This window comes from Pseudomonas sp. TE3-3-F2023, from assembly GCF_036784815.1.
GTDB classification, from domain to species: domain Bacteria; phylum Pseudomonadota; class Gammaproteobacteria; order Pseudomonadales; family Pseudomonadaceae; genus Aquipseudomonas; species Aquipseudomonas pudica.
In genome coordinates, this window is the sequence record NZ_CP145113.1 from 3,201,662 (window position 1) to 3,214,355 (window position 12,694).

The window sequence follows — 12,694 nt, forward strand, 5'->3', positions numbered from 1 at the left end:
GGCAACGTCAGGCAAAGGTAAACCTCTGGTAAAGGCGCTTTGCTAAAACGATGCCAGTGCTTATCGTTCATCCTCCCCAAGTCGTCATTCCGAACAAGGTTCGTTCAACCCATGCAAGCGTCCAATTCCCGTTCCCCTCGTCGCTGGCTCGTAGGCCTGCTGATCCTGCTGCTGGTGGCTGCACTGGCCTGGTGGCTGTGGCCCGCAGCAGCGCCTGCGCCTAAAGAAGCCGGTGGCGGGCGCGGTGGCAAGGGCACGGGCATGATGGGCGGGCGCCCAGGCTTCGGCGGCTCCAGCGACCCGGTGCCGGTACGCGTCGAGCCGGTACGGGTCGGCGACTTCCCGTTGTACTACAAGGCCCTGGGCACCGTCACTGCGACCAACACCGTCAACGTGCGCAGCCGTGTGGCTGGCGAGCTGGTCAAGATCCACTTCAAGGAAGGCCAGCAGGTCAAGGCCGGCGACCTGCTCGCCGAGATCGACCCGCGCCCGTATCGCATCGCCCTGCAACAGGCCGAAGGCACCCTGGCGCAGAACCAGGCGCAGCTGAAGAACGCCCAGGTCGACCTGGCCCGCTATAAAGGCCTGTACGCCGAAGACAGCATCGCCAAGCAAACCCTCGACACCGCCGAAGCGCAGGTGGCGCAGTTCCAGGGGCTGGTGAAGACCAACCAGGCGCAGGTCAACGACGCCCGCCTGAACCTCGATTTCACCCAGATCCGCGCGCCGATCAACGGCCGCGTGGGCCTGCGCCAGCTCGACCTGGGCAACCTGGTGGCGGCCAACGACACCACCGCGCTGGTGGTGATCACCCAGACCGAGCCGATCAGCGTTGCCTTCACCCTGCCGGAAACCGAGTTGAGCACCGTGCTGGAACGCTACCGCAGCGGCGCCAGCCTGCCGGTCGAAGCCTGGGACCGCAGTGACAGCAAGCTGCAGTCCACCGGCGTGCTGGGCAGCATCGACAACCAGATCGACACCACTACCGGCACACTCAAGTTCAAGGGCCGCTTCGAGAACAAGGACCTGGCCCTGTTCCCCAACCAGTTCGTCAACGTGCGCCTGCTGGCCGATACCCTCAAGCAGGTGACCATGGCCCCGTCGGCGGCCATCCAGTTCGGCAACGACGGCACCTTCGCCTATGTGGTCAACGACGAGAGCAAGGTGAATGTGCGCAAGCTCAAGGTAGGGGCCAGCGACGGCGAGAACAGCGTCATCCTCGAGGGCCTGAAGGCCGGCGACCGCCTGGTGCTGGAGGGCACCGACCGCCTGCGCGAAGGCACCAAGGTGGAAGTGGTCGAAGACAGCTCGCAGGTGCCGACCACCCCGGGCCAGCACCTGCAAGGCCAGGAAGCCAAGGGTTCGGCAAGCACTGGTGGCGTGCAACCCGCTGAAGCACAGCCTGGTAGCGCAGCAGGCAAGGCGGGCGCATGAACCTCTCGCGTCTGTTCATCCTGAGGCCGGTTGCCACCACGCTGAGCATGCTGGCTATCGTCCTGGCCGGCCTGATCGCCTACAAGCTGCTGCCGGTTTCCGCCTTGCCGCAGGTGGATTACCCGACCATCCGGGTCATGACCCTGTACCCCGGTGCCAGCCCACAGGTCATGACCAGCGCCGTTACCGCACCGCTTGAACGCCAGTTCGGCCAGATGCCGGGCCTGCAGCAGATGGCCTCGACCAGCTCCGGCGGCGCCTCGGTGCTGACCTTGCGCTTCAACCTCGACATGAACATGGACGTTGCCGAGCAGCAGGTGCAGGCCGCGATCAACGCCGCCAGCAACCTGTTGCCCAGCGACCTGCCGGCGCCACCGGTGTACAACAAGGTCAACCCGGCTGACACACCGGTGCTGACCCTGGCCATCTCCAGCAAGACCATGCCGCTGCCCAAGCTCAACGACCTGGTCGACACCCGCGTCGCCCAGAAGCTCGCGCAGATCAGCGGTGTGGGCATGGTCAGCATCGCCGGCGGCCAGCGCCAGGCGGTGCGGATCAAGGTCAACGTCGACGCCCTGGCCGCCAACGGGCTGAACCTGGAGGACGTACGCACGCTGATCGGCGCCTCCAACGTCAACCAGCCCAAGGGCAACTTCGACGGCCCGACCCGGGTGTCGATGCTCGATGCCAACGACCAGCTGCGTTCCCCTGAGGAATACGCCAACCTGATCCTGGCCTACAACAACGGTGCACCGCTGCGCCTGAAGGACGTGGCCGAAATCGTCGACGGCGCGGAAAACGAGCGCCTGGCCGCCTGGGCCAACGAAAACCACGCCGTGCTGCTGAACATCCAGCGCCAGCCGGGCGCCAACGTCATCGAAGTGGTCGACCGCATCAAGGCCCTGCTGCCGTCGATCACCGACAACCTGCCGGCCGGCCTTGATGTTTCGGTACTCACTGACCGCACTCAGACCATCCGCGCCGCGGTCAAGGACGTGCAGCACGAACTGCTGATCGCCATCGCCCTGGTGGTGATGGTCACGTTTGTCTTCCTGCGCCGTTTCAGCGCCACCCTCATTCCGTCGATCGCCGTGCCGTTGTCGCTGATTGGCACCTTCGGCGTGATGTACCTGGCCGGCTTCTCGGTCAACAACCTGACGCTGATGGCCCTGACCATCGCCACCGGTTTCGTGGTCGACGACGCCATCGTCATGCTGGAGAACATCTCCCGGCACATCGAGGAGGGCGAGACGCCCATGCAGGCGGCGCTCAAGGGCGCCCGGCAAATCGGCTTCACCCTGATCTCGCTGACCTTCTCGCTGATCGCGGTACTGATCCCGCTGCTGTTCATGGCCGATGTGGTCGGCCGCCTGTTCCGCGAGTTCGCCATCACCCTGGCGGTGGCCATCCTGATTTCCCTGGTGGTATCGCTGACCCTCACGCCGATGATGTGCGCGCGCCTGCTCAAGCGCGAGCCCAAGGAAGAGGAGCAGGGCCGTTTCTACCGCGCCAGTGGCGCCTGGATCGACTGGCTGATCAGGCACTACGGCAGCGCCCTGCTGTGGGTACTCAAGCGCCAGCCGCTGACGCTGCTGGTTGCCGTGGCCAGCCTGGCGCTCACCGTATTCCTGTACATGGTGGTGCCCAAGGGCTTCTTCCCGGTGCAGGACACCGGGGTGATCCAGGGCATTTCCGAAGCGCCGCAGTCCACCTCGTTCGCCGCCATGAGCGAACGCCAGCAAGCCCTGAGCAAGGTGATCCTGCAGGACCCTGCAGTGCAGAGCCTGTCGTCCTACATCGGTGTCGATGGCGACAACGCCACGCTCAACAGCGGCCGCCTGCTGATCAACCTCAAGCCCCATGGCGAGCGTGATGTCACGGCCACCGAGGTGATCAACCGCCTGCAGCCGCAAGTCGACCGGTTGGTGGGTATTCGCCTGTTCATGCAGCCGGTGCAGGACCTGAGCATCGAAGATCGGGTCAGCCGTACCCAGTACCAGTTCAGCCTGTCGTCGCCGGACGCCGACCTGCTGGCGCAATGGAGCGGCAAGCTGGTGCAGGCGCTGCAGCAGCGCCCGGAACTGGCCGACGTGGCCAGCGACCTGCAGGACAAGGGCCTGCAGGTGTACCTGGTGATCGACCGCGACATGGCCAGCCGCCTGGGCATCAGCGTGTCGCAGATCACCAACGCCCTGTACGACGCCTTCGGCCAGCGCCAGATCTCGACCATCTACACCCAGGCCAGCCAATACCGCGTGGTGCTGCAATCGCAGGATGCGGCGGTGATCGGCCCGCAGGCGCTGGAGTCGATCCACGTCAAGGCCACCGATGGCGGCCAGGTGCGCCTGTCGGCGCTGGCGCGCATCGAGCAGCGCCAGGCCCAGCTGGCCATTTCCCACATCGGCCAGTTCCCGGCGGTGACCCTGTCGTTCAACCTGGCCCACGGCGCTTCGCTGGGCGAGGCGGTGCAGGTGATCGAGCAGGTGCAGAAGGACATCGGCATGCCGCTGGGCGTGCAGACCCGCTTCCAGGGCGCGGCGGAGGCCTTCCAGGCATCGCTGTCGAGCACCTTGCTGTTGATCCTGGCGGCGGTGGTGACCATGTACATCGTGCTGGGCGTGCTGTACGAGAGCTACATCCACCCGGTTACCATTCTTTCGACCCTGCCGTCGGCGGCGGTCGGCGCCTTGCTGGCCTTGCTCATCAGCGGCAACGACCTGGGCATGATCGCCATCATCGGCATCATCCTGCTGATCGGCATCGTCAAGAAGAACGCGATCATGATGATCGACTTCGCTCTCGAGGCCGAGCGCCAGCAGGGCATGAGCCCGCGTGATGCCATCTACCAGGCGGCGCTGCTGCGCTTCCGGCCGATCCTGATGACCACCCTGGCCGCGCTGTTCGGCGCCGTGCCGCTGATGCTCGCCACCGGTTCAGGCGCCGAGCTGCGCCAGCCGCTGGGCCTGGTGATGGTGGGCGGGTTGCTGGTCAGCCAGGTGCTGACGTTGTTCACCACCCCGGTCATCTACCTGTATTTCGACCGCCTGGCCCGCCGCTGGCGCCCGGCCACTGACGTGAAGCAGGCCGAGGCATGAACCTGTCCGGTCCTTTCATCCGTCGCCCTGTGGCGACCATGCTGTTGAGCCTGGCGATCATGCTGCTGGGTGGGGTCAGCTTCGGCCTGCTGCCGGTGGCGCCGCTGCCACAGATGGACTTCCCGGTGATCGTGGTGTCGGCCAACCTGTCCGGCGCCAGCCCGGAAGTCATGGCCTCCACCGTGGCCACGCCGCTGGAGCGCAAGCTGGGCAGCATCGCCGGCGTGACCACCCTGACCAGCAGCTCCAACCAGGGCTCCACACGGGTGATCATCGGCTTCGAGATGGGCCGTGACATCGACGGTGCGGCGCGTGAGGTGCAGGCGGCGATCAACGCCACCCGCAACCTTCTGCCCAGCGGTATGCGCAGCATGCCCACCTACAAGAAGATCAACCCGTCACAGGCACCGATCATGGTGCTGTCACTGACCTCGGACGTGCTGCAGAAAGGCCAGCTGTACGACCTGGCAGATACCATCCTGTCGCAGAGCCTGGCCCAGGTGCCGGGGGTAGGGGAGGTGCAGATCGGCGGCAGTTCGCTGCCGGCGGTTCGCATTGCCGTCGAGCCGCAGTTGCTCAACCAGTACGGCCTGGCGCTGGATGAAGTGCGCACTGCGGTGTCCAACGCCAACCAGCGCCGGCCGATGGGCTTTGTCGAAGACGCCGAGCGCAACTGGCAGGTGCGTGCCAATGACCAGCTGGAAAGCGCCAAGGACTACGAGCCCGTGGTTATCCGCCAGCAGAACGGCACGATCCTGCGCCTGTCCGACGTGGCGACCATCACCGACGGCGTCGAGAACCGCTACAACAGCGGCTTCTTCAATGACCAGAGCGCGGTGCTGCTGGTGGTCAACCGCCAGACCGGCGCCAACATCATCGAAACGGTCGACCAGATCAAGGCGCAGCTGCCGGCCCTGCAGTCGTTGCTGCCGGCCAGCGTGCAACTGAACGTGGCCATGGACCGCTCGCCAGTGATCAAGGCCACCCTCAAGGAGGCCGAGCATACCCTGCTGATCGCCGTGGTGCTGGTGATCCTGGTGGTCTACCTGTTCCTCGGCAGCCTGCGGGCGTCGCTGATCCCCAGCCTGGCGGTGCCGGTGTCACTGGTGGGCACCTTCGCGGTCATGTACCTGTGCGGGTTCTCGCTCAACAACCTGTCGCTGATGGCGCTTATTCTTGCCACCGGCCTGGTGGTGGACGATGCCATCGTGGTGCTGGAGAACATCTCGCGGCACATCGAGGATGGCCAGCCGCCGATGAAAGCGGCCTTCCTAGGTGCCAAGGAAGTGGGTTTCACCTTGCTGTCAATGAACGTGTCGCTGGTGGCGGTGTTCGTCTCCATCCTGTTCATGGGCGGCATCGTGCGCAACCTGTTCCAGGAGTTCTCCATCACCCTGGCGGCGGCGATCATCGTGTCGCTGGTGGTGTCGCTGACCCTCACGCCGATGCTGTGTGCCCGCTGGCTCAAGCCGCAGCAGGCCGAGCAGACCCGCCTGCAGCGCTGGAGCGACCAGCTGCACCAGCGCATGGTCGATGCCTATGACCGCAGCCTGGGCTGGGCCTTGCGCCACAAGCGCCTGACGCTGATCAGCCTGGTGGCCACCATCGGCATCAACATCGCCCTTTATGTGGTGGTGCCCAAGACGCTGATGCCGCAGCAGGACACCGGCCAGCTGATGGGCTTCATCCGTGGCGACGACGGCCTGTCGTTCAGCGTGATGCAGCCGAAAATGGAAATCTACCGCCGCGCCTTGCTGGCCGACCCGGCGGTGCAGAGCGTTGCCGGCTTCATCGGCGGCAACAGCGGCACCAACAACGCCTTTGTGCTGGTGCGCCTGAAGCCGATCAGCGAGCGCAAGATCGATGCACAGAAGGTGATAGAACGCCTGCGCAAGGAAATGCCCAAGGTACCCGGTGGGCGCCTGTTCCTGATGGCCGACCAGGACCTGCAACTGGGCGGAGGGGGCCGTGACCAGACCTCTTCGCAGTACCTGTACTCCCTGCAGAGCGGTGACCTGACGGCGTTGCGCGAGTGGTTCCCGAAAGTGGTGGCGGCGCTGCGCACACTGCCGCAGCTGACTGCCATCGACGCCCGCGACGGTGCCGGTACCCAGCAGGTGACCCTGGTAGTCGACCGCGACCAGGCCAAGCGCCTGGGCATCGACATGGACATGGTCACCACGGTACTGAACAACGCCTACAGCCAGCGGCAGATCTCCACCATCTACGACAGCCTCAACCAGTACCAGGTAGTGCTGGAGATCAACCCGAAGTACGCCTGGGACCCGAGCACTCTCGAGCAGGTACAGGTGATTACCGCCGACGGTGCCCGTGTACCGTTGTCGACCATTGCCCACTACGAGAACAGCCTGGCCAACGACCGAGTCAGCCACGAAGGCCAGTTCGCCGCCGAAAGCATCGCCTTCGACGTCGCCGAAGGCTACAGCCCCGACCAGGCCATGGCGGCGCTTGAGCGTGCGGTGGCCAAGCTGGGCTTGCCCGAGGAAGTGATCGCCAAGCTCGGTGGTACCGCCGATGCCTTCGCCAAGACCCAGGAAGGCCAGCCGCTGATGATCCTTGGCGCCCTGGTGCTTGTCTATCTGGTGCTGGGCATTCTCTACGAAAGCTACATTCACCCGCTGACCATCCTCTCGACACTGCCCTCGGCCGGCGTCGGTGCCTTGCTGGCGTTGTACGTTACCGGCGGTGAGTTCAGCCTGATCTCGCTGTTGGGGCTGTTCTTGCTGATCGGCGTGGTGAAGAAGAACGCCATCCTGATGATCGACCTGGCCTTGCAGCTGGAGCGCCACCAGGGCCTGACACCGGAAGAGTCGATCCGCCGGGCCTGCCTGCTGCGCCTGCGGCCGATCCTGATGACGACCCTGGCGGCCATCCTCGGTGCGTTGCCGCTGCTGCTGAGCCGCGCCGAAGGCGCGGAAATGCGCCAGCCACTGGGCCTGACCATCATTGGCGGCCTGGTATTCAGCCAGATCCTCACCCTTTACACGACACCGGTGGTCTACCTGTACCTGGACCGCCTGCGTCACCGTTTCAACCGTTGGCGTGGCGTGCGCACCGACGCCGCCCTGGAAACCCCGCTATGACTTTTGCCCAGACCCCACTTCACCGCGCCCTGCAGACGCTGACCCGTGGGCGTGGCTCGCGCCTGCTCGGTGCCGGGTTGTGCGTCGCCCTGCTCAGCGCCTGCACCCTGAGCCCGGACTACCACCGCCCGGAGCTGAGCAGCACGGCGCAGTTCAAGCATGCCGAAGGCTGGACCCAGGCCACGCCGTCCGATGCCATCGCCCGCGGCGCCTGGTGGGAAATCTACGGCGATGCCGGGCTCAATGCGCTGGTCGAAGAGCTCAACCGCAGCAACCAGACCGTGGCGCAATCGGAGGCCCAGTACCGCCAGGCCCAGGCGCTGGTGCGCAGCAGCCGGGCGGCACTGTTCCCCAGCCTGGACCTGAGTGTCAGCAAGAACCGCTCGGCCCAGGGTACCGGCAGCTCCAGCTCGAGCCTGTCCAACAACAGCAGCGGCATTCGCAACACCTACAACGCCCAGCTCGGCGTCAGCTGGGAAATCGACCTGTGGGGCAAGTTGCGCGAAACCCTCAACGCCAACGAAGCCAGTGCCGAAGCCAGCCTGGCCGACCTGGCCTCGATCCGCCTCAGTCAGCAGTCGGAACTGGTGCAGAACTACCTGCAGCTTCGGGTGATCGACGAGCAGAAGCGCCTGTTGGAAGCCACCGTGGCAGCCTATGAGCGCTCGCTGCGGATGAACGAGAACCAGTACCGCGCCGGCGTCGCCGGCCCGGATGCGGTGGCCCAGGCGCGCACCCAGCTCAAGAGCACCCAGGCCGATCTGATCGACCTGGTCTGGCAGCGCGCCCAGTTCGAGAATGCCATTGCCGTGTTGCTGGGCAAGGCCCCGGCGGACTTCGCCCTGGCCGACAGCAAGGCCATTCCGGCGCTGCCGCAAATTCCGGTGGCCCTGCCTTCGCAGCTGCTTGAGCGACGCCCGGACATCGCTGCGGCCGAGCGCAACGTGATGGCTGCCAACGCCAACATCGGCGTGTCGCGGGCGGCGTACTTCCCGGACCTGAGCTTGAGCATGAGTGGCGGTTACTCCAGCAGCAGTTTCAGCAACTGGATCGAACTGCCCAACCGCTACTGGTCGGTGGGCCCGCAGCTGGCCCTCACATTGTTTGACGCGGGCAAGCGCAGTGCCGAGGTGGACCGCACGGTGGCGGTGTATGACCAGACCGTGGCGCAGTACCGCCAGACCGTGCTCGACGGCTTCAAGGAAGTGGAAAACCTGCTGGTGCAGTTGAAGGTTTATGGCGATGAGGCGGTGGTGCGCCAGGAGGCGCTGGATGCCGCTCGCGAGTCGCTGCGCCTGACCGAGAACCAGTACCGCGCCGGGCTGATCGGCTACCTGGATGTGGTCAACGTGCAGACCACGGCGCTGAGTAACGAGCGCAGTGTGTTGAACCTGCTGCAGGGGCGCCTGGTGGCAAGCGTGCAGCTGGTTGCCGCACTAGGTGGTGGTTGGGATGCCGGGCAAGCCTTCGCTGAGCAGGATTGAAGCGACCCGCAGACGCGTACCCCTGTAGGAGCAGCCTTGTGTCGCGATCGGGCCGCAGAGCAGCCCCAGAACTTTGTGTACAAGCACAGATCGCTGGGGCCGCTTCGCAGCCCGATCGCGACACAAGGCCGCTCCTACAGCTACCGCGCATCCGTCCAGGCCCTCGCAGGCTTTGGATCCATTCCCATTCGCAAAAACCCCGTGCGTTTCCCCTAAGCTTGAGTACAATCGTCAGCTTTTTCCGGGCCTCCCGTCCCGTCGCTGGAACTCTCAATGCTGACCGGTAGCTACTCCTCTTCGCTGGTGTTGATTTCGCTGTGCGTGGCGATCCTGGCGTCCTATACCGCCCTTGACCTGACCGGCCGCATCGCCACGGCCAAAGGCCGGGCTGCCTGCCTGTGGATGGGTGGTGGCGCGCTGGCCATGGGCATCGGTGTGTGGTCGATGCACTTCATCGGCATGCTCGCCTTCAGCCTGCCCATCGACCTTGGGTACGACCTTGCCCTGACCGCGTTTTCGTTGCTGATTGCCGTGTTGTCCTCGGGCTTTGCCTTGTGGCTGGTCAGCCAGCCGAGCCTGCCGTGGCAGCAGCTGGCGTTTGGCGCGCTGATCATGGGCGCAGGCATCGCCTTCATGCACTACACCGGCATGGCCGCGCTGCGCATGTTGCCGGGCATCGACTATGACCCGACGCTGTTCGGGGCCTCGCTGCTGATTGCCGTGGGCGCCTCGGCAGCGGCGTTGTGGATCGCCTTCAGGCTGCGCGCGCACACCCCTTATGTGCGGCAGATTCGCGGCCTGGCGGCGGTGGTGATGGGCTTCGCCATCGTCGGCATGCACTACACCGGCATGGCCGCGGCGAATTTCCCCGATGGCAGCTTCTGCGGTGCGCTGGTGGGGGGAGGCCTGCAAGGCGACGGCCTGGTCTACCTGGTGCTGATCACCACTTTGGCGGTACTGGCGGTGGCCTTGCTCACCTCGGTGCTGGACGCCCGCCTGGAGGCGCGCACCGCCGAGTTGGCCCGGTCGCTGACCCTGGCCAACCAGGAACTGACCCAGCTGGCCCTGCACGACACCCTCACCGACCTGCCCAACCGTACTTTGCTGGCTGACCGCATCGAGCAGGCCATCGCCAAGGTAGCGGAGCAGGGCGGCTGCTTTGCCCTGATGTTCATCGACCTGGACGGCTTCAAGCCAGTCAACGATGCCTTCGGTCACCACGTCGGCGACTTGCTGCTCAAAGCGGTGGCGACACGCCTGCGCGGGCACCTGCACAGCCAGGACACGCTGGCGCGCATCGGCGGCGACGAATTCGTGCTGCTGGTGCAGCTGCGCGAGCCGAACGATGCCATGGATGTGGCGGTCAAGCAGGTCAACCTGGTGTCACGGCCGTTCCGCGTGGCCGAGCATGACCTGCAGTTGACGGCGAGCCTGGGCATTGTCCTGTACCCGGGCAATGGCCAGGACCAGCACGAGCTGCTGCGCAATGCCGACGCCGCCATGTACCACGCCAAGAGCGCCGGCAAGAATGGCTACAGCTTCTTCGACGCGTCGATGAACAGCAACGCCCGCCAGCAATTGCAGCTATTGCAGGACCTGCGCCAGGCCCTGGAGCAGCGTCAGTTCCGCCTGCACTACCAGCCCAAGTTCGACGCCCAGAATTGCCAGCCGATCGGTGCCGAGGCCTTGCTGCGCTGGGAGCATCCGCAGCAGGGTCTGTTGCTGCCCGACCGTTTCATCGGCCTGGCGGAAAAGACCGGCCTGATCATTCCGATTGGCGAATGGGTGCTCATCGAGGCCTGCCGGCAGATGCGCCAGTGGCTGGACCAGGGGCACCACGGCTGGCGCATGGCGGTGAACCTGTCTGCCATCCAGTTCTGCCATGCCGGGCTGGTCGAGAGCGTGGCCCGGGCCCTGCAGCAGAACAGCCTGCCGGCCAACTGCCTGACCCTGGAAATTACCGAAACCACCGCCATGCACGACGCCGATGCCAGCCTGACGGTGCTGCAGCGGTTGTCCGACATGGGCGTGGACCTGTCCATCGATGACTTTGGCACCGGTTATTCCAGCCTGATGTACCTCAAACGCCTGCCGGCCAACGAGCTGAAGATCGACCGCGGTTTCGTGCGCGACCTGGAGCAGGACAGCGACGATGCGGCGATCGTTTCGGCAATCGTGGCGCTGGGCCAGGCGCTGGGCCTGCGTATCGTTGCTGAAGGGGTGGAGACTGACAGGCAGCAGGACTTCCTGACCCGCCTGGGCTGTGATTCGCTGCAAGGCTACCTGCTGGGCCAGCCGGTGCCGGCCGAGCAGTTCATGGGCAAGTTGCAGGCCATGCGCCAGGAAAGTACCGCAGTGGGCTAGACCGCGTCGCGCAAGGCGAAGGCGGGCATGAAGGTATCCATCTCCGCCTCGACGGCCTCGATGATGCGCTCTACATCGGCAGCGGCCATTATCGCCGAGCAGGGGATGCCGGCAATCGCCAGCAGGGTTTCGCCGGTGGCGCGGTCGAAAAGCCGCGCGACCATGCTGCGTGGCGCATCCATGCTGGCTTCGAAGCCCAGCGGGTGGAAATGCCAGCGCATCACCTGGCAGGCGTTGGGGAACGTCATCTTGTTCATGCCAGCCTCCTTGTCCGTACCTGGACGTGGTGAGCGGGTGGCCACATCGATGCGGCCGCCGGGAAGGTAACCATAGCACCTGTCATGGAGTATTCTCGGCGGTAAATACGACAAATTTGCTAACACATGACAGAGGTCACATCCTTGTCATGGACGGCATTTGCCTCAGGCCCGCGAGGCAAACGTTTTTCTGGCCCGCTGATGGCAGTTAAGCCGCCAGTTTCTGCCACTTTGATCGACATTACCGCACGATGTTTTCGGACGAGCGGTGCGATCAGCCGAGCAAGCCGGCAGCGATGTTGATGGTAAACCCCAGGATCGCCGTATTGAATACGAACCCTACCAGCGAATGCGCCAGCACCACCCGGCGCAGGCCACGGCCGGCGACCCCCACGTCGGAGGTTTGCACAGCCACGCTGATGGTGAACGAGAAGTAGTGGAAGTCCCAGTAATCGGGGTTGCGTTCGCCATCGGCGAAGCGCAGCGGCGGTTCGTGGTTTTGTCCGGTATAGAACAGCCGCGCGTAGTGCAGGCTGAAAATGCAGCCGATCAACAGCCAGGAGCCGGCCACGGTCAGGCCGGTATAGAGGTAATGCAGCGCCAGCGCCGTGCCTTGCAGGCCACGGCTGGACACCAGTTGCAGGGTGACGGCGGCGAGGCTGGCAATGGCGGCGATGCACACTGTGAGCAGGACCAGGCCGGCGTTTTCGTCTTCGACGCGGGCGACCTTGCGCACCTTTTCCGGGCTGGCGCTCCAGCTCAGGTAGAGCACAAGCAGCAGGTATAGCCACACGCCAAGGTTCCAGCCGGCGAGGATGTGCTGCACGCTGTCGCTGGCAGGGATCAGCCAGCCGCCGAGCAGGCCGACCACGGTGGCGATGCTCAGGCGCGGGTGGGTGTGGGTCAGGCGGTGGAAAGCCATGGGGTCTCGTTTTCGAGTGTATGGGTACCACTCT

At 65.0% G+C, this 12,694-nt stretch carries 7 protein-coding genes; 5 read left to right on the plus strand and 2 right to left on the minus strand.

Features of this window, described 5'->3' with window-relative positions; genetic code table 11:
- Positions 1-111 precede the first annotated feature (111 nt).
- The 5 genes from V3314_RS14500 to V3314_RS14520 all read left to right on the plus strand — a co-directional run bounded on the left by V3314_RS14500 (position 112) and on the right by V3314_RS14520 (position 11,481).
- Entirely contained in the window at positions 112-1,434 is a 1,323-nt protein-coding gene (locus V3314_RS14500) for an MdtA/MuxA family multidrug efflux RND transporter periplasmic adaptor subunit (protein WP_046615427.1), read from the plus strand.
- On the plus strand, positions 1,431-4,529 hold the full coding sequence (locus tag V3314_RS14505) for an MdtB/MuxB family multidrug efflux RND transporter permease subunit (RefSeq protein ID WP_338459162.1): 3,099 nt from the start codon (positions 1,431-1,433) through the stop codon (positions 4,527-4,529). Before V3314_RS14500 ends, V3314_RS14505 begins: the two co-directional genes overlap by 4 nt.
- Positions 4,526-7,633 (plus strand): efflux RND transporter permease subunit, encoded by a 3,108-nt coding sequence (locus V3314_RS14510; protein WP_046615424.1) that lies wholly within the window; start codon positions 4,526-4,528, stop codon positions 7,631-7,633. The genes V3314_RS14505 and V3314_RS14510 overlap by 4 nt, the downstream gene beginning before the upstream one ends.
- Positions 7,630-9,117 (plus strand): efflux transporter outer membrane subunit, encoded by a 1,488-nt coding sequence (locus V3314_RS14515; protein ID WP_046615423.1) that lies wholly within the window; start codon positions 7,630-7,632, stop codon positions 9,115-9,117. The genes V3314_RS14510 and V3314_RS14515 overlap by 4 nt, the downstream gene beginning before the upstream one ends.
- A gap of 273 nt (positions 9,118-9,390) precedes the next feature.
- Entirely contained in the window at positions 9,391-11,481 is a 2,091-nt protein-coding gene (locus V3314_RS14520; protein ID WP_135002760.1) for an EAL domain-containing protein, read from the plus strand.
- On the opposite strand, the gene V3314_RS14525 is transcribed toward V3314_RS14520, so the two are convergent.
- Positions 11,478-11,738 carry a DUF1652 domain-containing protein gene (locus V3314_RS14525; RefSeq protein WP_046615421.1) on the minus strand — a complete coding sequence of 87 codons (261 nt, stop codon included), beginning with the start codon at positions 11,736-11,738 and terminating at the stop codon, positions 11,478-11,480. The genes V3314_RS14520 and V3314_RS14525 overlap by 4 nt on opposite strands.
- Positions 11,739-12,012: 274 nt before the next feature.
- A complete protein-coding gene (locus V3314_RS14530) occupies positions 12,013-12,660 on the minus strand; it encodes a DUF1345 domain-containing protein (protein ID WP_046615420.1) in 648 nt (215 codons plus the stop codon).
- Positions 12,661-12,694: the final 34 nt, after the last annotated feature.